Source organism: Brachybacterium sp. SW0106-09 (assembly GCF_001293905.1).
GTDB classification, from domain to species: domain Bacteria; phylum Actinomycetota; class Actinomycetes; order Actinomycetales; family Dermabacteraceae; genus Brachybacterium; species Brachybacterium conglomeratum.
On record NZ_BCAK01000059.1, the window covers coordinates 20,123 to 39,136 of the forward strand.

Genomic DNA, 19,014 nt, shown 5'->3' on the forward strand with positions numbered 1-19,014 from the left:
ATGGTCGGGTGCGGGCCCCGGGCACGGGGCACCTGGACGTCATTGTGGCAGGTCGCCGGGAGCGTCGTCCCTTGATCGCGGGTCGTCCCGGCGAGGACCGGCCGATGGATCGGCCTGCCCGTCCCGGGACCGCTCAGTCCAGGAAGGGGTCCAGTCCCCACACGGGGAAGGCACCGCGGCGCGCTGCTTGGACCGCCCGGTCGAGCGGGTCCTCGGGGTCGAAGCCGTGCTCCCAGTCGCGCACGGCCAGGGGGCGGTCGTCGCCGAAGCGCCGTACCGACGGCTCCGGGGAGAGGCCGTGCTCGGCGCGGGCCCGGTCGGCCGCCTCGAGGAACTCCTGCGGCAGCAGGGCGGTCGGGTCGATCGGCTCGCCCGTCGCGACCGCGAGCAGGTGGGTCCAGGAGCGCGGGACCACATCGATCACCGCGTACCCGCCGCCGCCGAGGGCGAGCCAGCGCCCGCCGCACACCTCGTCGGCCAGCTCCTTCATCAGCATCATCACCTCGCGCTGCGCCTCGAGGGTGACGGAGAAGTCCGCCAGCGGGTCGCTGCGGTGGGTGTCGGCGCCGTGCTGGGTGACCAGCAGCGTGGGCCTCACCGCCCGGACCAGGGCGGGGACGGTCGCACGGATCGCCCGCACCCAGCCGTCGGCGGTGGTGCGGGGCGGGAGCGGGACGTTGATCGCGGTGCCCTGCGCGGAGGGTCCGCCGGTGTCCTGGACGAAGCCGGTGCCGGGGAAGAGCCTCTCCCCCGTCTCGTGGAGCGAGAGGGTCACGGCGCGCGGCTCGTCCCACAGCGCGCGTTCGACGCCGTCGCCGTGGTGGACGTCGACGTCGACGTACATCACCCGCCCCTCGCCCGCGTCCAGTGCCCGGCGCACCGCGAGGGCGGCGTCGTTGTAGACGCAGAAGCCGGAGACGCTGCCGGGCTTGGCGTGGTGCATACCGCCGGCGACGTTGACCGCGCTGCGCACGTGGCCGGCGAGGATCGCGTCGACCGCGGCGAGGGAGCCGCCGGCGATGCGGGCGGAGGCAGTGTGCATGCCGGGGAAGGGCGGGACGTCGTCGCCGCCGATGCCGAAGGAGATCAGCTCGTCGAGGTCCTCGGCGGTCAGCCCCTCGAAGCCGGTCGACGCCCGCCGCACCGCCTCGACCAGCGCGGGGTCGTGGACAGCCCCGAGCTCCTCGTCGCTCGCGACGGGTGCAGGCAGGGTCCGCACGCACTCGCGGTCCAGCACCCTGGCCGCGCCCGCGAGGATCCGGGTGAGCGTGAGGCGGATCGGGGCCATCGGGTGGTACAGCCCGAAGTCGTACTCGCACAGGGCGTCGTCCCAGACGATCCCGACGCCGTCGGGGGCGGGGACCTGGGCAGGGGCGGGCACGTCGGCGGGCATGGGGTGAGCGTACCGAGGATCGCGAGGGACGGGTGTTCGCGCGGGACGGGTCTAGACTGCCGCGGACGCGACCGCCGGTCGCCACGAGCACGAGGGATGCGATGACCGAACGGGGTACCCGGCCCACCCGCCGACGGCTGTCCGGCCCTGCCCCGCGCGCCCGCGGGCAGGGCCTGCGCGATCACGCCAGGTCGCTGGCCAAGGCGACCCCGGCCCGGATCGCGCTCGGCGTGTTCACCCTGCTGATCGGCGTGTTCACGGCGCTCCTCTCGCTGCCGATAGCGACGCGCGACGGTCAGGGCACCGACCTCATCGACGCACTGTTCACCGCCGTCTCCGCGATCTGCGTGACCGGGCTCGTCACCGTCGACACCGGCACCCACTGGTCGACCTTCGGCCTGACCGTGATCATGGTCGCGGTGAAGCTCGGCGGCCTGGGGCTGATGACCGTCGCCTCCCTGCTGAGCATCTCGGTGATGCACCGGCTCGGTCTCGCCCAGCGGGTGATCACCGCGCAGGAGACCCGCGCCGAGCGGCTCGCCGAGGTGGGCGGGGTGCTGCGGATCATCCTCATCACCTCCACCGCCTTCGAGATCGCGACCTTCGTGGCCCTGACCCCGTACATGTTCATCACCGAGCACGGGGTCGGGGAATCGCTGTTCCTGGGCCTGTTCTACGCGATCAGCGCCTTCAACAACGCGGGCTTCGTGCCCGAGGCCGCGGGCACCGCGCAGTACCTCGGCGACCCGTTCTTCTCGATCCCGATCGGTCTCGCCGTGCTGGTCGGCTCCCTCGGCTTCCCCGTGATCCTGGTGGTGGTGCGGAAGCTGCGCACCCCGCGGAGGTGGAGCGTCCACGCGAAGCTGACCCTCACCACGACGGCGCTGCTGCTGGTGGTCGGGTTCGGCGGCTATCTCACGATGGAGTGGTCCAACCCCGCCACCCTGGGCAACCAGGACGTGGGCACGAAGGTGCTCGCCGCCGGGTTCGCCGCGATCATGCCGCGATCAGGCGGCTTCGCGACGCTGGACGTGGGCCAGCTGACCACCGAGTCGCGCCTGCTGACGGACCTGCTGATGTTCATCGGCGGCGGCTCCGGCTCCACCGCGGGCGGCATCCGCGTGACCACCTTCGCGCTGCTGATGCTGTCGATCTGGGCGGAGATCCGGGGCAACCCCGACGTCGAGGTGTTCGGCCGGCGCATCCCCCACGACACGATCCGCCAGGCCATCGGGGTGCTCGTCATGAGCGCCACGATCGTGTTCGCGGCGACCTTCGTGCTGTTGCGGATGACCCCGTACTCGCTGGACCAGGTGCTCTTCGAGTCGCTGTCCGCCTTCGGCACCGTGGGGCTGTCCACCGGGATCACCCCGTCGCTGCCCACCGAGGCGAAGGCCGTTCTCGCGCTGTGCATGTACGTGGGACGACTCGGGCCGATGACCCTGGGCGCCGCCCTCGCCGTCCGCTCCCGGGTGCGGATGATCCAGTACCCCGAAGAGCGGCCGATCGTGGGCTGAGCCCCGACGGGGACCGGCCTAGACTGAGCCGGCCCCGACCCGATCCCCGACCGCGCCCGACCCGAAGGAGCCGACATGCCCCGCACCGCCCGCGACGAGGGCGTCCTCGTGATCGGCCTGGGCCGCTTCGGCGCCGCGATCGCCCTGACCCTCGAGAAGCTCGGCACGCAGGTGCTCGCGATCGACACCGATCCGGACCTCGTCCAGACGTACTCCGGCCAGCTCACCCACGTGGTGCGGGCCGATGCGACCCAGCCCGAGGTGCTCGAGCAGGTCGGCGCCGGAGACTTCCGCATCGCGGTGGTGGGCGTGGGCACCTCGATCGAGTCCAGCGTGCTGATCGCGACGAACCTGGTGGACCTCGGCAAGCCCGTGATCTGGGCGAAGGCGATCTCGCCCGCCCACGGCCGGATCCTGCAGCGCATCGGCGCCCACCACGTCGTCTACCCCGAGGCCGATGCCGGCAAGCGGGTCGCGCACCTGGTCAACGGCCGCCTCATGGACTTCATCGAGTTCGACGACGACTTCGCGATCGTGAAGATGCGCCCGCCGCGCGAGGTGCAGGGCATGACCCTCGCCGACTCCGACATCCGCAAGCGCTTCGGCGTGACCGTGGTGGGCGTGAAGTCACCGGGCAAGGACTTCACCTATGCGGTGCCGGAGACGGTGGTCGCCGCGCACGACCTGCTGATCGTCTCCGGCCGCCCGGGCCAGATCGAGAAGTTCTCCCAGCGCGCCTGAGCGCCGCGGACACCATGCGCGCCGACCAGGGCGAGCACCGGCTCTCCCGGGCCTGGGCCTGTGCTTCCGGGGCCGGAACGGCCGTGGCAGGTCCGCTCCGGGCCTGGCGTGGCGGGGTGTGGTCAGGTGCCGGCGCGTGGCGTGCCTCTATGCCTCTATCGGCGTAGCGGTACGCCACGCGCCAGCAGCTGACCAGCTGACAGTGTCGCGGCCGGAGGGGGCAACGGTGACCGGTGCCGACGGGACGTCGGTGACACGCTGCGGCATATGTGCCACAGCGTGTCGCCAGGAGCCTGTCCACCACAGTCCTCCCCACAGCACCCGGTCCCGCCCCTCCCCACAGGCGGCCGTGCGCGACGGTCGGAGCTCAGCCAGCGCCCTCCCTGCTGATCTCCTACCGCTCGCAAGCTCGCAGCACGTCGATCAGCCAGCGCCCTCCCTGCTGATCTCCTACCGCTCGCAAGCTCGCAGCACGTCGATCAGCCCTTGCTCATCGCGCGGGAGGAGTCGGCCGCGGCGGCCATCGCGGCGGCGACGCCGGCGCGCACGCCCTCCCGCTCGAGGGCGGCGAGGCCCTGCACGGTGGTGCCGCCGGGGCTGGAGACCGCGTTCTTCGCGACGGCCGGGTGGGTGCCGCTCTCGGTGAGCATGGTCGCGGCGCCGCGCACCGTCTGCTGCACGAGGGAGGCGGCGAGGTCGCGCTTCAGACCGAGCCGCACTGCCTCGTCGGTCATCGCCTCGATGATCGTGAACACGAAGGCGGGCATCGAGCCGGCGGTGCCGATGAAGGCGTGGACCTGCTCCTCGGTGATGTCCACGGCCACGCCGGCGCTCGAGAACAGGGCGTGCAGCAGCGCATGCTGCTCGTCGGAGACGGCCTCGCCGCGCATGAGGCCCACGGCCCCCTCCCCCACCGAGATGGGGGTGTTCGGCATGGCACGGGCGACGGCGGTGCCCGACGGGAGCGCGTCCTGGATCTGCGCGAGGGTGGTGCCGGCGGCGAGGGAGAGCACCACGGCGCCGCCGGGGAGGTCGTCCCGCAGCTCGGCGACGAGGTCGAGGATCTGGTAGGGCTTCACGCCGAGGACGACGACGTCGGCGCCCTCGATCGCCTCGGCGCGGGAGGCGGCGGCGGTCGCGCCGAGCTCCTCCGCGGCGCGCTCGCTGCTGGCCGGGCCCGAGTTCGCGATCCGCAGGTTCTCGGGACGCACCCCGGCGTCGAGCATGGTGCGGCCGACGGGTCCGCCCATGTTCCCGGCCCCGATCAGGGCGACGCGGACGGCGGAGAGGTCGAGGCTGTCGGTGCTCGTGTCAGTCATGCCGCCAGGGTACGGCGCAGGCGTCGGACCGCGGGGGCCGTCCCGGCGGGCGCCCGGTCCCGGCACCGGACGGAGCGGCGAGTGACGGACCCCGCGCCCGGGCACGGGAAGCCGTCGCCGGGGCGGTCCGGGGCGCGGCGAGCCGTGGCGCGCTCCCCGTCCGATCAGCGGCCGCGCCCCCAGTGCGGGGGCACGTCGCCGCTGAGGCGGGCGTCGTTGGACTCGTCGGCCCCGGGCTCGGGGGCGTCCTCGGCGAGGCGGTCCGGGAGCACCTTCGGCTCCTCGCCGCGGGAGGCGGCGGGGGCGGACGCGTCCTTCACCTCCCAGTCGATCGGCTTGCCGGTCACGGAGGAGACGACGACCCGGCGGACGGGCCTCGCCGCTCTCCCACGGGCCGACGCTCCCCCGTCGGCCGCGGAGCCGGTGCTCACTGCCGCTCCTGGTAGCGGCGGATCGCGCTGGAGACGGAGACGTCCAGCAGCACGGAGCGCTGCTCGAAGCCGAGGAAGCTGCGCACCTCGGTGGCCAGGTGCTCCTCGAGCCGGGCGCGGCCGTCGGAGCAGATGTACTCCACCACCGCGTCGAAGTCGTCGCTGGAGTAGAAGCTCAGCGGATGACCGGCGGGGATCTGCGGGCGGGGCAGACGATGGCGGATCGTGCCGACGCCGGAGGGCGAGTCGGAGCTCTCCTCCGCCTGGACCAGGCGCAGCGCCCGGTCCAGGGCGCGACGGATCCGCTCTGCCTCGCCGTCGGGGTCGATGAACAGGGCCCAGGACCACACGCGCTCGGTCGCCCAACCGGCGGCCTCGAGGCGCTCGGCCCGCAGCCGGTCGCGCTCGCGCTGGCTGGGGGTGTCGACGTAGTGGGAGCCGTCGGTGTCCACGGCCAGCAGCAGTCGGCCGGGCATGGCCGGATGGCCGAGCGCGAGCTCGATCCGGTCCGCGGAGAGGCCGAAGTCCCGCTCGACCAGCAGGCCGAGCCGGCGCAGGCGATCAGCGAGGTCCTGGACGAGGGCGTCGGTCTCGAGCTCGCGCGGGGCTCGCTCGGCCTCCGGCTCGGGCTGCGCGGGGGCGGGCTCGTCGACGTCGGACGGCGCATCGACGCCCGCGGGGGCGTCGGAGCCGGCAGCGCCACCGGCGGTGGCCCGGGCGGCGTCGTCGGACTCCGCTGCCGGCTGCTCCGTCTCCTGACCGGTCCCGGCGCCGTCGGTCTCGGGGTCCGCGCTCTGCGGGGAGGCGGCGGACTTGCGGGCCAGCGCCGCCTCGATCGCGGCGTCGAGGTCCTCGTCGGAGAGCTCCTGCGCGTGCGCCGGCTCCGCGGGAGCGGCAGGCTCCGGTGCGGCGCCGCCGCGGCCCTCCTGCACGGGGCCCTCGCTCCCGTTCGGAGCGGGTGCGGCGCGCGGCAGCTCGGGGGCGGGCGGAGCGATCTCCTCGTCGCTGCCGGTGAGCGCGGCGACGTGGGGGACGACGGGGACGTCGTGCCCGCCCTGCAGCACCCAGAGCAGGGCGCGCAGGTCGCGGGCGCCGTCGGAGCGCAGCCGGGCGTGGTCGAGGTCCTGCACGGCGAGCGAGGAGACCACGGTGGTGCGGCCGCGGGCGCGGGTGATGACGGTGGCGAGGGCCTTGCGGCCGCTCTCCTCGGACAGCGGTCCGAAGCGGTGCAGCAGCCGGCCGTGCGGGGTCTTCCCGAAGCCGATCGAGACGATGATGTCGTCGCGCAGCACGGAGGTGGCCTGCGCGGCGGGCAGCACGGTGAACACCTCGCGGGCGCCGGGGTCGAAGTAGTCGCGCAGCGCCGGGATGACGGAGACGGTGTTCATGATCCGCTCCATCAGGCGCCGGGCGTGCTCCTCGGTGAAGGTGAGCACGGCCAGGGACCGCTCGGGGCGGGTGCGGGCGTGCTCGATCACGAGATCGGTGACACGGCGCAGCTCCGCCTCGGTGGACTCGACGTACTCCGTCCCCTCGGTGACGGGGCCGCGGCCGTTCTCGACGGCGACCAGGCGGTCCTGCTCGGGGGCGACGGGGCTCGGCACGGCCACGACCTCGCCCACCAGGGCGCGGCGCTGGGCGAAGCCGCGCAGCCCCTCGGTCGCGGGATGGGGATCGCGCAGGATCTCCTGGTGCGGGGCGATGCGCAGCATGTCGTCGAGGAGGCTCGGGACCGAGTCCCCGCCGTACTCGAGCACATCGCCGACGACGACGGTCTGCGACGCCCGGACGATCGACGGCAGCGCCGCGGCGGTGGGCAGGCGCCCGCCGTCGGCGACGATCAGCACGTCGAAGTGGCGTCCCCGCGGGATGACCTGCGGGACCAGGTACGGGGAGGCGAGCCAGGCGGGGCGGGCCGCGAAGAGGATGTCCTCGTACTTCGCGGCGAGGTCGCGGATGGACACGGTCGAGGAGCGGGCGAGCTCGGCGATCGCGGCGCGGGAGGTGTCCGGGTAGAGCTTCATCGTCGCCACCCTCGTCTCGTCGGCCGCGGCGTGCACGCGGGCGGAGGCGTCGGCGAGATAGGCGGAGTCCAGGCGGCGGAACCGCTCGGCGACCTGGGAGAGGGAGGTGCCGTCGTACTGGGAGATCGTCGGCTCGGCGCCGGCGATCAGCTCGAGGACGCTGCGCCACCAGGCCAGCTCCAGCTCGGCGCCGACCTGGTCGATCGGGACGCGGCGGGCACGGAGGTCCTCGACGAGCTCGCCGAGGCCGTCGAAGCCGAGTCGGCGCAGCAGCTCGGTGCGCCGCGGGAGGGTCTCGAGGTCGGCGCGGTCCGCGGCGAGGGCCTCGACGCGGCGCTCGAGCTCGTCGAGGTCGGTGCGGGCGAGGTCGGCGCCGGCTCCGGTGCCGTCCAGGAGCACGGCGAGCTCGTCGAGCACCTTCTGGGAGCGGGCGGCGATGCGGTGGATCTGCTCGAGGTCCTCGGGCAGGGACGGCCGCGAGGGGCTCCCCTCCGCCTCGGCGGCGTGGCGGCGCCACTCCTCGACCACGTCACGGGCCTCGCCGAGGTCGCGGTGCAGGTCCGGGGACAGGGCGGCGGGGCGCTGCAGCGCGGCGGCCTCCTTCTTCAGCCGCCGACGGGCGCCGAAGCCCATCTCCACGCCGCGCTCCTCGCGCCAGCGCTTGTCGGCGGTGGCGGCGACGAGATCGGGCAGCGGGGCGGCGAACACGGCGGACTGGAAGGTGCCCAGCAGCGCCTGCACCCGGTCCAGCAGGGCGAGGCGCTCTCCGAGCTGGACGAGGGTCGCGGGCTCGCGCAGGCCCAGCTCCCCGCCGGCGCGGGCACCGGCGCGGCGCAGCTGCGGCAGGATCTCGTCCCGGAGCTGGTCCACGAGCTCCTCGGCCCGCGACGCCTGGGTGTCGGAGCTGATCGGCGCGCCGTACCAGGCGGTCTGCTCGGGACCGGTGGAGAGAACGCCCACCTCGGCCGCCTCGCGCAGCGCTTCGGTGTAGCGGTCGCGGTCCTCCCCCACCATCTGCGCGGCCACGGAGCCGGGCAGGCGCACGGAGGTGCGGGGGGCGGGGTGGAGGCGGGTCAGCGCCGCGAGCGCGGAGATCGCGTCGTGGGCGGAGGCGTCCCACGGCTCCTGGATCCGGTGCATCGCCTCGACGTGGCCGACGAGGATGTCGCGGCTGGCGCCGAGCTCCTCGGGGGCGGCGTCGTCCGGACCGAGTCCGTGGGAGCCGGCGCGGCGCAGGCTGCGCAGCAGCGAGGCGGAGGCGTTGCGCTGCAAGGACGGGTCCGGGGAGAGGTCGAAGACGAGCTCGTCGAGGCCGCGGCGGCGGGCGATCTCGACGAGCTGTGAGAGGTTGCGGCGGCGCTGGGAGACGATCAGGACGCTCCTGCCGCGGGCGTTGAGCTCCTCGGCGAGGTCGACCACGAGGTCGAGGCTGGTGGTGCCGGGCGGGGTGGGCACGGCGAGGTCCCCGCCGGCCAGGACACGTTCGAGCACGGCGCGGTGGCCGGGGTCGACGGCGGCGACCAGCTCGTCCTCGGGCACCGAGGGGAGCTCGGTCCCCTCCGCGTCCTGCACCTCGGTGCGGGCGGTCTCGTCGCCGGCGAGCGCGGCGACCAGCGGCGAGGCGGCCCAGTCCTCGCGCGCCTCGGCGAGGTCCTCGGCGACGGAGCCGGCGGCGTCCATCATGTTCCCGACGACGAGGGCGTGCAGGACGCGGAAGCCGGTCAGCGGCTGGCCGAGGGAGCGGAAGGCGTCCAGGACGGGGTTGGGGTCGAAGCCGTGCGCGCCGTCGGTCGTGGCCAGCAGCGCGCGGGCGTCGACGGCGACGCCGGCCTCGCGCAGGGCGCGCAGCAGGACGGGGTTGAGGTCCGCGGTCGCGTCGACCTCGAGGTCGACGTCCTCGCGGGCGTTGCCGCGCAGGCGCAGGGTCACGGGGCGCACGAGCACGGGGGCGTGGATCGGCTCGGAGCCGTCCTCGGGGTACCAGATCGCCTCGCCGATCCCGAGGTGGCAGGTGGTCAGGCCCACCTCCTCCGCGTGCCGCTCGGCGACCTCGCGGATGGTGCGGGCGTGGGCGCGGGCGTCGGCGAGCGCCCCGACCTCGCGGACCAGGGAGGACAGGCGCGTGGGGCCGCGGCCGGCGAGGAGCTGCGCGAGGCCGGAGGGATGGGAGTGGGTGAGGTCCAGGACCGTGCCGCCGGCACGGATCTGGGTGAGGAAGGAGGGGGCGGTGACGCCGCCGGTGATCTGCTGGGCCCAGCGGTCCAGGGCGTCGGCGACGCGGTCCTCGCGGCTGAGCGGTCGGTGCTCGCGGCGGACCACGGGCACGCCGTCCTCGTCCTGCTCGGGCGCGATCCCGGCTCCGACCTCGTCGAAGCGGTGGTCGAGCACGACCTCGTAGCCGCCGGTCCGCGCAGGCTCGGCCGGGGGTTCCTCGAGCTGCGGGGCGGCAGGTGCCGGGTCGGGGCTCGCGGGGGCCTCCTGCTGGTCCCCGGACCGCTCGCCGCGACGCTCCCGGGCGAGGGCCGACAGGGCGTCGTCGCGCGACGGCGCCTCCTGGTCCGTGCTCTCCGGTCGCTTCTTCCCGCGCAGGAAACTCCACATGGGAGCCCACGCTACCGGGAGCCCGGCGGGCGTCCGCGCAGGCGTGCCGCCGTGGGACGCCCGACCTGCTCACACCTCGTGCAGGCGCACCGAGCTCTCCTGCAGATGGGCGCGGAGGTCCTCGGGGACGGGGCCGGCGATGATCAGGTCGGTGAGCACGGAGACGGGGCAGATCCCGGCGAGCGCGCGGTGGCCGATCTTGTCGGCGGTGGCGAGGCCGACGACGCGGCGGGAGTGGCCGATCATGATCCGGGTGACGCCCGCCTCGGCGTCGGAGTTGCAGGTCAGGCCCGCACCGAGGTCGAGTCCGACGGTGCCGACGAACATCGTGTCCAGCCACAGGTCGCGCATGGTGGCGGTGGCGAGGGGGCCGGTGAGCTCGAAGGAGTAGGGCTCGGCGACGCCGCCGAGCACGACGGTGCGCACGGAGGGGCGCAGCACGGCCTCGGTGGCGATGTTCAGCGCCGCGCAGACCACGGTCAGGCCCGGCGTCCCGTCGCGGGAGTCGAGGTCTGAGCGGGAGACGGCCCGGCGGGCGGCGGAGGTGGTGGTGCGCCCTCCGTTGAAGCCGATGATCTGCCCGGGCTCGACGAGGGAGGCGGCGCGGTCCGCGACCCGCTCGCGCTGGGCGGAGCCCTCGTCGGCCGCGCGCGGGACGCTGGCGAGGGAGTAGGCGACGTCGACCGCGACGATCCCGCCGTGGGTGCGCCGGGCGAGCTGGGCCCGCTCCATCTCCATGAAGTCGCGTCGCACCGTGGACTCGCTGACCTCGAGGTCGGCGGCGACCTCGGCGACGCTGAGGCGCTTGGTGGTGGTCAGCAGCGAGAGCACGTGGTCCCAGCGGGCGCTGCGTCCCCTCGCGGCGCGATGCGGCGCCTGGGACGGGCTCGAGGGGGTCGAAGCGGAGGGGCGGGGCCCGGTTTCACGCATGTTCACGCAGACAGTATTGCGCGCTTTGCGCCCGATAGCGCCTGTCGCGCGCAGAATCGACCAGATCCCGTCGGATCGTCGGGTCACGTTTGAGGCACGGCGGCGGGGCGTCGTAGGTTGGCGATGTCGCCCCGGTCACGGGGTGGTTCCGCGAGCGAAAGGACATGATCATGGGCTTCGATGACGCGCTGAACAAGGCCAAGGGCTTCGCCAACGACAACCCGGACAAGGTCGAGAAGGGCCTCGACGGTGCGACCGAGCAGGTCAAGGATCGCGCTCCGGACAACGTCGACGGTCACGTCGACAAGGGCGCGGACGCCGCCCGCGACCGACTCGGACTCGGCGGGGACGACAACAAGGACAACTGAGTCCCCGCCCCCCTGAGCAGCGAAGAACCCCCGAGGCATGCCTCGGGGGTTCTTCCGTGTCCGGGGCCGGTCCACGGCCGACGGGCCGGGGCGCGGGGCCGGTGGGCCGGCGGTGTGGGGCCGAGCGCGCAGAACCGCGCGGTCGAGCGGGCGGGTGTCAGTCGCGGCGGCGCATGATCAGCAGCACCGCGACGACCGCGCCGACCACGACGACGCCGAACACGATGAGCAGCGGGGTCATGGAGGAGCCGCTCTCCTCCTCGGCGGCCTCGGCCGTGGCCTGCTCGCCCTCCTCCGCGGGGGCGGTGGTCTCGGCGGGGGCGCTCTCCTCGGCGGGCGCCTCGGTGGTCTCCTCCGCGGCGGCGTCCTGCTCGACGGTCACCTCGAAGGTGCCCTCGATGGGGTGGCCGTCGCTGGAGACGACGCGCCACTGGACGGTGCTGGTCCCCGCGGGCAGCGGCTCCTCGAGGGTCGCGGTGGCGACGGGTCCGTCGATGCTCGGAGTGATCTCGGCCAGCTGCTCGCCGTTCTCGTCGGTGATCCGCACCAGCGGGCTCACGTCGAGGATGTCGGCCGAGAAGGTGAGGGTGATCGCCTCGGGCGAGGTCTCCAGCGTCGCGCCGTCGGCCGGATCCGACTCGAGCAGCGTGTCATGCGCCTGCGCGGGCGCGCCGAGCGCGAGGAGCGCGGCGAGCAGGGCGGCGAAGAGCGCTGCGAGGGCGGCGGGGCGAACGGAGGCATGGCGGCTGAGCAGGGTGTTCACCCCGGCAGGGTACGCGAGAGGGTCGGGGCGGGCCTGTTCCCCACGTCACGCCGACAGGCGGGCCCGCCGCACCGGACGCCCGGCGGTGCCGTGCCCCGGTCGTGCTCGCCGCGGGCTCAGCGCTCGGGCAGCGGCACCGCGTGGCGCAGCACGGGCAGGGTCGCGCGCGCCGTCTCGACCTCGGCGAGGTCCAGGTCGACCATCAGCAGTCCGGGTTCGAGCCCGAGCTCCTGGCGGATCCGGCCCAGCGGGCCGACGGCGGCGGAGCGGCCGATGCCGCGCGGGGCCCTGCCCGCGTAGCCGGCGGGCGGGGACTGGTCGGCGGCGAGGATCACCGAGGTCGAGTCCAGCGCCCGCGCGCGCAGCAGCAGCTGGAGCTGCTCGCGCTTGCCGGGACCCTCGGCCCAGGCCGTCGGCAGCAGGATCGCGTGCGCGCCGCGGCGGGCGAGCGCCGTGAACTGTTCCGGGAAGCGCATGTCGTAGCAGGTGGCGAGGCCGAAGCGGGTGCCGGCGAGGTCGAAGGTGACCAGCTCCTGCCCGGGGGCGACGGTGGCGGACTCGTCGGCGTCGAAGGCGTCGAAGAGGTGGATCTTGCGGTACTCGAGCGAGGGGGTGCCGCCGGGGCCGCGAACGAGGACGGTGTTGTGGACGCGGCCGTCGTCCGCGGGGCTGAAGGAGCCGGCGACCACGACGAGGGAGTGCTCATCGGCGAGCTCCTGGAGCAGACGGGCGAAGTCCTCGTGGTGGGTCTCGGCGGCGGCGCGCAGGTCGGCGCCGAAGGGGGTGAGGGTCGCCTCGGGCAGGAGCACGAGGTGGGCGCCCTCCTGGGCGGCCTCGGCGACGGCGCCACGGACCACGGCGACCATCGACTCATAATCGGTGGGCACCTCGATCTGGGCGAGGGCGATGCGGGGGCCGGCGGCGCGGCGCACCTGGTCCAGGGCATCGGGGGTGTCGATGTCGGCGGCCTCGGAGCCGGTGACGGGCAGGCTCACGAGCTCGCCCTCGCCGAGGGTGCCGTAGAGGCGGCGCAGGCTGAGGTCCGCCCAGCCGCCGCCGTCGTGCTCGATCTCGGAGAGCGCGGCGCGGATCCGGCCGAGCGGCCAGGCGGCACCGAGGAACTGCACATGCCCGTCCTTCGACTCGAGGGCGACGACGCGGCCGGTCTCGGCGCTGCGGGCGGCGAGGGCGCGGAGCGTCTCGGGGCGCAGCAGCGGCATGTCCCCGCCGAGGACCAGCACGGTCGCCTCGTCGGGCGCCTCGGAGATCTCGGCGACGCCGCGGGCGAGCGCGGCCAGCGGCCCGGAGCGCGGCGGGTCCTCGAGCACGAAGCGGGCGCCGTGGCGGGCGGCGAGGTCGCCGCCGTCGGCCCCGCTCGGGCCCACGACGATGCGGCGGCCGACGGGGGCGGCCCGCAGCACACGCTCGAGCACGCTCGCGCCCGCGATGGGCAGGCGGGTCTTGTCGGTGCCGCCCAGGCGCGAGGCCGCTCCCCCGGCCAGGATCACGGCGGCGACGGTGGCGGCGGTCTCGTGCGATGCGGTCGACATGGAGCGATCCTGCCATGGGAGGCTACGATGGCCCAGGCCTTCGGTCATGGGGATTCATCCCCCGACCGGACCGGAGCGCCTCCGTAGCTCAGGGGATAGAGCACCGCTCTCCTAAAGCGGGTGTCGCAGGTTCGAATCCTGCCGGGGGCACCATCGTAAGTGCAGGTCAGGCCGCCGCTGAGTGATCGCCGCTTGTCGATCCATCCCCTCCGGTACGCAGCGGGTACGCAGCATATTCCAGCTGGTCCCGGTACGCAGCCAGCACCGCAGCCGTCCGCCGCCGGCCCTCCCGCAGCTCCCCCGACCTCCGCAGATAGTCAGCGGCCGCGTCGGCACGCCTGGCAGCGAGCCGATCAGCAACCGTGTCAAGATCCTCATCGAACAGGTCCGAGTACACGTCCAGAGTCGTCGACGGCTTGTCATGGCCGAGCATCCGCTGAAGGGCAAGGACCGACGCGCCCGCAGACACCGCCAGGGACGCGGCGGTGTGGCGAAGTTCGTGGGGCGTGAGCCCGCTCAGCCCTGCTCGCACCGCAGCGGCGTCGAACCAGTCCCGGCGGACGTTCCGCACACGGAGCGCCCCACCACCCGGGGCAGGGAACAGCAGAGCATCCCGCCCCCTGTCAGCTACCGCCTCCGCGAGCACACCGTCGAGGAACTCCGGGAACGGCACCGTGCGCCGCTGATGGTCCTTCGGGTCCGACCACACCAGCTTTCCGTTCACCTCGGTCACGGACTCCTCGATCCGGAAGCGTCGACGCCCGAGGTCGACCCGCCCGACCCGCAGGGCCGCGAGCTCCCCGAATCGGAGCCCGCAGAACGCGAGGACGTGGATGATGGGTGCGCGCTCGCCGGCTGCCTCGAGCAGCCCCTCTACCTCGAGGCCGGAGAGGTAGCGGCGGCGCTTCATCGCCTGTCGAGGCAACTCGACCTCGGCCGCGGGTTCAGCGCGAGCCGCTTCCCCTTCAGTGCGAGCTTCAGAACGCCGTTCAGTGCCCCGTGGGTCTTCCTGACCGTCCCGCCGGCCATGCCCGCCTTTCGGAGGCCATTCACCCACGCCTGCACGTCCTCGTGCTGCACGTCGACGAGCCGCACCGCTCCCCAGCGCGGCAGCACGTGAGACTCGAGGATCGAACGGTTCCGGGCGCGGGTCGATTCAGCCCAGGAAGGCGTCTCCATCCACGCTTCAGCGATCGTCGCGACGGTGACAGCGGACCGCTTCGGGTCCACGTACGTTCCGGTGCCGACAGAGGTCGTCACCCCGTCTACCCATTGCTGGGCGTCGACCTTCCGGGCGAACGCCTTAGTGTGCTCTCGCGCCTGAGCGTCGACGTAGCGTGCCCGCCACCGCATCCCGCGACCGTCACGCGCGGATGGGGTGCCGTCAGCCTTCCGCCAGAGGTCTTCTACCCCCGCGCGCCTATTCCTCCGCTGCGCCATCGTCGAGGCGCTCCTCAACTAGGCCGTGTTGCTAAATGTGGGTGTGGAGCCTTCGGGTGATTCTTGAGTCGTGTCGCGAGATGTCATCACGGACGAGGTCTGGGATCTGATCCGGGACGTGTTCCCGCCGGCGAGGACACGGGGCCGTCCTCCGGTGGATCGGCGCACAGTGGTCGAGGCGACCGCGTGGCGGTTCCGCACGGGATCGGCGGGGCGAGACCTCCCCGATCGGTTCGGGAGCTGGAACACGATCTACAAGAACTTCCGCCGGTGGGCGAGCGACGGCGTCTGGGAGGACCTGCTCACCCACGTGCAGAAGCGGGCGTCGCTCGCTGGCGAGATCGACTGGGTCGTGTCGGTGGATTCCTCGATCGCGCGTGTCCATCAGCATGGCGCGACCTTGCCCCGGGTCACAGGGGGATCCGTCGAACTACAAGAAGTCCGGGTCAGAGCCTCCTGACCACGCGATCGGCCGGTCACGGGGTGGTTTGACGACGAAGATCCATCTCGTCTGCGACGGGAAGGCCCGGGCGCTGGCGTTCGTCCTCACTGGCGGGCAGGTCGCAGACACGAGCATGTTCACCTGCGTACTCGACGAGATCCACATCCCCGGCCGAGGGCCCGCGCGCACGAGACCGGACCGGGTGCTCGCGGACAAGGGCTACCCGTCGAAGAAGAACCGGGCCTGGCTGCGCGAGCGCGGCGTCAAGGCCACGATCCCCGAACGCGACGACCAGATCGCGCACCGTCGCAAGCGGCCGGGCCGTCCGATCGACTTCGGCGATGACCAACGGGAGCGCTACAAGGGCCGCAACGTCGTCGAGCGGTGCTTCAACTTCGTGAAGCAGTGGCGCGGACTCGCTTCCCGCTACGACAAGACCGCCCGGTCATACGCGGCAGGGATCTGCCTCTCCGCCGCTCTGCAATGGATTTAGCAACACGTCCCAGTTGAGCACTCGTCCGGCGAACCTGGCGGGTGCGCAGTAGCGCGCATGAGCGGTAAGCGGTCGGAATGCTGGATCTGGCCTGGGTATCATCTCGCTCAACAGCGAAGGAGCCGTGAGAGCAATGAGCCACCCCCCGAGTTGCGAGACCGCCACCAGCTACACCTGCAAGTGCCCCTGCGGCGGCGCCCGTCATGGCGGCGTCCTCATCGCAGGCCTCCGTACGACATCTGAAGCTACCCGCGAGAAGGCGAAGCAATGGACTGAGCCTCGACGGTGGCAGCACGCTTCGCCTGCGGCCAAGCAGAGCACGGTCACCAACACCGCCGCAGAACGTCGGCCCGCGCTTACCGGCATCATCACGGAACTGGTTTCCACCCTCATCGACCAGGTGAAGGACGAGGGGGAAATCGATGCCGTAGAACTACTCGCGAAAGAGATCTCAGACGACATCGCCGACGAGTTCGAGAAGCGCCTCTCCAACGGAGGCCCGAGTAGCAAGAAAAGTCGGCACCTCTGGTGCGTCGTGATCGCAGCCATCTGTCGCGCTTACGACGAGGTCGGCGACGCCGCGAAGGAATCTATCGACGTTCTCACGGATCGCACCATGCAGCTCCTACGCGAGGCCACGTCCGACTCGCGAACCGACACGGCCGCGGTCACGGACATCTACCGGCAGCGCACGAGCGTGGCCCGAGCCTTCGAGATCGATAAGTACGACTGGATGGGCACACTCATCAAGAAAGCACTCAAGGCCGTTGTCGCAACGATCAAGTCGATCGGTGAGGAGGCGGCCATGAAGTATGTCCGTTTGATAGGCGCGATCATCTGCCCCGATCCGGACCGGCACCCGGCGGTCGTCAAGCACTGTATCTGGCCCCTCCTCAACGGCCCGTTCCGAGAGGCCCTCAAAGATTCCCTCGCTTCTGAGATGCGAGCGTGGATCCGAAACGCCTACGTGATCCTTCCGCCCACCCCTGACACGCACAATCCCTGACCGAGGAGCTCCGATGCAGACAGCCCGTGTAGACGGCCAATCTGAGATCAGCGCCGCCACGCTCGCGCGGTTCAGTCCTGAAGAGCGGGCAAGCTATCGCGGACGCCTGTCCTGCCCCGACCGTACGTGCGCAGCAGCGGTCCACTTCCGCTCCCAGAGCGTCGATGGCAGGCCAGCGCTTTTCTACTCCAACGACCATGTCGCGACCTGCGCAGAGAAGTCCCCGGAAACGAAGCGCACCGTCCTCGAGGCCGAAAAGAGGGAGGACGAAGCGATCTGGAACGACGTCACCGAGCTCGTGCTCCGACTCGATAGCGCCAGCATCACCAGGACCGCGATCATTGATTCCGATCAAGGCACGGCCATGCAGCAGGGCCGTAGGCATGATCCTCGGAGAGGGAACCGCCACACGCACGCTAGTTCGATCGGTCTCCGCCCGCTCCTGCGTCGCCTGCGAGACGATCCAACATTTAGAACGTCGACTATGCCGTTGACCTTGTCGGACGGCACCCAGAGCACCGTTCGTCAGGCCTGCACCCACATCTCCGACTACGTCCATTCCAATCACCGACGCATCATCTGGGGGCCGATCGCCCGGGCGCCACATGGGTGGATCAACAGTGGACTCTGGGATGAGAACCTCCCTGCCGTGCGGATTCCGGAGGTACACATTGAGGAAGTCCTCGATCGAGCGCACGTAGAGACGTTCGCCGATCTCGCTCAAGGCGGCAGAAACTCATTCGACTTCATCGTGGAAGGAATCTTCGGAGAGACGAAGAACGACACCCCGTGGGTGACGCTGGAGAGTCCAAACTATCTAGCTATTCTGCCCAGACCCGTTGACGGAAACTAGTACTCGAAGCGAGTCATGGACTCCCTACCTGGCGTTCTTCCTGGCAGCGACGCGATGGGATTGCTGACCTTTGCAGTCATCCAGCTGACGGTGTGGACTTGCTAGGCGGTGTCATAGCGTCGAGGCAACACTCCCGGTCGGCGGGGGTCTGATCGGTGAGGTGCACGGGTGGCGCGAGTGGGGCTGACGTTCAGTGACAGATCGGAGATCTCGACAGCGTCGAAAGCGGGCTGGTCCGTGCGGAGGATCGCTCGTCACCTGGGGCGATGTCCCTCGGTGATCTCCAGGGAACTCCACCGGAACTCGACGAAGACCCGCGGCTACCAGGCCGTGACCGCGGACGTGAGAGCGCAGCGTCGCCGGGCCCGTCCGCAGCAGCGGAAGGTTGCCAAGGACCCGGTGCTGCAGGCCAGGGTGGACGCGGACCTCGCCGCGTCCTGGACGCCGAACGAGATCGCGGGCCGCTTGCGCCTGGAGGCCGCAGACCCGACCGTTGAACGCATGGCGAACTCTCCCGACGCACGCGGCCAGACCGTCTCCGGCGAAGCGATCTACCAGTACATCTACGCGCTCCCCAAGGGCGAGCTCGCCCGGCGGGGCATCTTCTTGCAGTCCAAGCGGACCAAGCGCCGACCCCGCACGACAGGCCGGACGAGGGGCGGCCCGATCGTGGGCATGGTCCCGATCGCGGAGCGGGGCGAGGACGCCGCCGAGCGGCGCGTGCCAGGGCACTGGGAGGGCGACCTGATCATCGGGAAGAACGGCACCTCGTGCGCAGCGACGCTGGTGGAGCGGATGAGCGGGTTCACCGGGCTGCTGGCCCTGCCCTCCAAACACGCCGAACCGACCGCGGACGCGGTCATCGAGTACTTCAACGCCCTGCCCGAGATGATGAAGGCGTCGCTGGCCTGGGACCAGGGCAGCGAGACGGCGCAGCACGTGAAGGTCTCCCTGGCCACGCAGATGCCGGTCTACTTCGCCGACCCCCACTCGCCCTGGCAACGACCCAGCAACGAGAACACCAACCGGCTCTACCGCGAGTACCTCCCCAAGGGCACCGAGATCCCCGATCACCAGCCCTACCTCACCACCATCGCGGAGGAGATCAACAACCGCCCCCGCCGCCGACTCGGCTTCCTGACC

At 72.2% G+C, this 19,014-nt stretch carries 15 protein-coding genes, 1 tRNA gene and 1 pseudogene; 8 read left to right on the forward strand and 9 right to left on the reverse strand.

The window, feature by feature from the left end; translation table 11 throughout:
* Positions 1–133 precede the first annotated feature (133 nt).
* Positions 134–1,393, reverse strand: a complete 1,260-nt coding sequence (locus Y09_RS16240) for an acetoin utilization protein AcuC (RefSeq protein WP_053918913.1) — start codon at positions 1,391–1,393, stop codon at positions 134–136.
* Between the two features lie 101 nt (positions 1,394–1,494).
* On the opposite strand from Y09_RS16240, the gene Y09_RS16245 reads away from it, so the two are divergent.
* Both Y09_RS16245 and Y09_RS16250 read left to right on the forward strand, forming a co-directional pair.
* Positions 1,495–2,910: a TrkH family potassium uptake protein gene (locus Y09_RS16245; RefSeq protein ID WP_053918914.1), complete on the forward strand. Its 1,416-nt coding sequence runs from the start codon at positions 1,495–1,497 to the stop codon at positions 2,908–2,910.
* A gap of 75 nt (positions 2,911–2,985) precedes the next feature.
* Positions 2,986–3,651 (forward strand): TrkA family potassium uptake protein, encoded by a 666-nt coding sequence (locus Y09_RS16250; RefSeq protein ID WP_053918915.1) that lies wholly within the window; start codon positions 2,986–2,988, stop codon positions 3,649–3,651.
* A 479-nt stretch (positions 3,652–4,130) separates the two neighbouring features.
* On the opposite strand, the gene proC is transcribed toward Y09_RS16250, so the two are convergent.
* The 4 genes from proC to Y09_RS16270 all read right to left on the reverse strand — a co-directional run bounded on the left by proC (position 4,131) and on the right by Y09_RS16270 (position 10,956).
* Positions 4,131–4,970, reverse strand: coding sequence for a pyrroline-5-carboxylate reductase (gene proC, locus Y09_RS16255; RefSeq protein ID WP_053918916.1), 840 nt, complete (start codon positions 4,968–4,970; stop codon positions 4,131–4,133).
* A gap of 164 nt (positions 4,971–5,134) precedes the next feature.
* Positions 5,135–5,401 (reverse strand): hypothetical protein, encoded by a 267-nt coding sequence (locus tag Y09_RS16260; protein ID WP_053918917.1) that lies wholly within the window; start codon positions 5,399–5,401, stop codon positions 5,135–5,137.
* Positions 5,398–10,026: a DUF4011 domain-containing protein gene (locus Y09_RS16265; RefSeq protein ID WP_053918918.1), complete on the reverse strand. Its 4,629-nt coding sequence runs from the start codon at positions 10,024–10,026 to the stop codon at positions 5,398–5,400. The genes Y09_RS16260 and Y09_RS16265 overlap by 4 nt, the downstream gene beginning before the upstream one ends.
* A 69-nt stretch (positions 10,027–10,095) precedes the next feature.
* Entirely contained in the window at positions 10,096–10,956 is an 861-nt protein-coding gene (locus Y09_RS16270; RefSeq protein ID WP_082358935.1) for a DeoR/GlpR family DNA-binding transcription regulator, read from the reverse strand.
* A 170-nt stretch (positions 10,957–11,126) separates the two neighbouring features.
* On the opposite strand from Y09_RS16270, the gene Y09_RS16275 reads away from it, so the two are divergent.
* The gene (locus Y09_RS16275) at positions 11,127–11,324 is read left to right on the forward strand and encodes an antitoxin (protein ID WP_053918928.1); all 198 of its coding nucleotides are present in this window, start codon (positions 11,127–11,129) and stop codon (positions 11,322–11,324) included.
* A 157-nt stretch (positions 11,325–11,481) separates the two neighbouring features.
* On the opposite strand, the gene Y09_RS18195 is transcribed toward Y09_RS16275, so the two are convergent.
* Complete coding sequence (locus Y09_RS18195; protein WP_053918920.1) at positions 11,482–12,087, reverse strand: copper resistance CopC family protein; 606 nt, start codon at positions 12,085–12,087, stop codon at positions 11,482–11,484.
* Positions 12,088–12,203: 116 nt separating this feature from the next.
* Complete coding sequence (locus Y09_RS16285; RefSeq protein ID WP_053918921.1) at positions 12,204–13,637, reverse strand: nitrilase-related carbon-nitrogen hydrolase; 1,434 nt, start codon at positions 13,635–13,637, stop codon at positions 12,204–12,206.
* A gap of 77 nt (positions 13,638–13,714) precedes the next feature.
* Between Y09_RS16285 and Y09_RS16290 the strand changes: the two genes are divergently transcribed.
* Positions 13,715–13,790 (forward strand) — tRNA-Arg (locus tag Y09_RS16290).
* Positions 13,791–13,803: 13 nt separating this feature from the next.
* On the opposite strand, the gene Y09_RS17735 is transcribed toward Y09_RS16290, so the two are convergent.
* Positions 13,804–14,547, reverse strand: a complete 744-nt coding sequence (locus Y09_RS17735) for a site-specific integrase (protein WP_053918922.1) — start codon at positions 14,545–14,547, stop codon at positions 13,804–13,806.
* Positions 14,544–14,897 (reverse strand): N-terminal phage integrase SAM-like domain-containing protein, encoded by a 354-nt coding sequence (locus Y09_RS17740; RefSeq protein WP_200716852.1) that lies wholly within the window; start codon positions 14,895–14,897, stop codon positions 14,544–14,546. Before Y09_RS17740 ends, Y09_RS17735 begins: the two co-directional genes overlap by 4 nt.
* A gap of 250 nt (positions 14,898–15,147) precedes the next feature.
* Between Y09_RS17740 and Y09_RS17020 the strand changes: the two are divergent.
* The 4 genes and pseudogenes from Y09_RS17020 to Y09_RS16320 all read left to right on the forward strand — a co-directional run.
* Positions 15,148–16,012, forward strand: a pseudogene (locus Y09_RS17020) (IS5 family transposase).
* Positions 16,013–16,145: 133 nt separating this feature from the next.
* Positions 16,146–17,018 carry a hypothetical protein gene (locus tag Y09_RS16315; protein ID WP_053918925.1) on the forward strand — a complete coding sequence of 291 codons (873 nt, stop codon included), beginning with the start codon at positions 16,146–16,148 and terminating at the stop codon, positions 17,016–17,018.
* Between the two features lie 13 nt (positions 17,019–17,031).
* Complete coding sequence (locus tag Y09_RS17385; RefSeq protein WP_148639704.1) at positions 17,032–17,871, forward strand: hypothetical protein; 840 nt, start codon at positions 17,032–17,034, stop codon at positions 17,869–17,871.
* A gap of 177 nt (positions 17,872–18,048) precedes the next feature.
* Positions 18,049–19,014: IS30 family transposase (locus tag Y09_RS16320; RefSeq protein WP_255351709.1), on the forward strand; the 966-nt coding region annotated here is incomplete at its 3' end.

What these genes read in the sequence shown, in the direction of transcription:
- Y09_RS16240 (WP_053918913.1), bottom strand. Translation starts at nt 1,393, where the DNA reads ATGCCCGCCGACGTGCCCGCCCCTGCCCAGGTCCCCGCCCCCGACGGC.
- Y09_RS16245 (WP_053918914.1), top strand. Translation starts at nt 1,495, where the DNA reads ATGACCGAACGGGGTACCCGGCCCACCCGCCGACGGCTGTCCGGCCCT.
- Y09_RS16250 (WP_053918915.1), top strand. Translation starts at nt 2,986, where the DNA reads ATGCCCCGCACCGCCCGCGACGAGGGCGTCCTCGTGATCGGCCTGGGC.
- proC (WP_053918916.1), bottom strand. Translation starts at nt 4,970, where the DNA reads ATGACTGACACGAGCACCGACAGCCTCGACCTCTCCGCCGTCCGCGTC.
- Y09_RS16265 (WP_053918918.1), bottom strand. Translation starts at nt 10,026, where the DNA reads ATGTGGAGTTTCCTGCGCGGGAAGAAGCGACCGGAGAGCACGGACCAG.
- Y09_RS16270 (WP_082358935.1), bottom strand. Translation starts at nt 10,956, where the DNA reads ATGCGTGAAACCGGGCCCCGCCCCTCCGCTTCGACCCCCTCGAGCCCG.
- Y09_RS16275 (WP_053918928.1), top strand. Translation starts at nt 11,127, where the DNA reads ATGGGCTTCGATGACGCGCTGAACAAGGCCAAGGGCTTCGCCAACGAC.
- Y09_RS16285 (WP_053918921.1), bottom strand. Translation starts at nt 13,637, where the DNA reads ATGTCGACCGCATCGCACGAGACCGCCGCCACCGTCGCCGCCGTGATC.
- Y09_RS17735 (WP_053918922.1), bottom strand. Translation starts at nt 14,547, where the DNA reads ATGAAGCGCCGCCGCTACCTCTCCGGCCTCGAGGTAGAGGGGCTGCTC.
- Y09_RS16315 (WP_053918925.1), top strand. Translation starts at nt 16,146, where the DNA reads ATGAGCCACCCCCCGAGTTGCGAGACCGCCACCAGCTACACCTGCAAG.
- Y09_RS17385 (WP_148639704.1), top strand. Translation starts at nt 17,032, where the DNA reads ATGCAGACAGCCCGTGTAGACGGCCAATCTGAGATCAGCGCCGCCACG.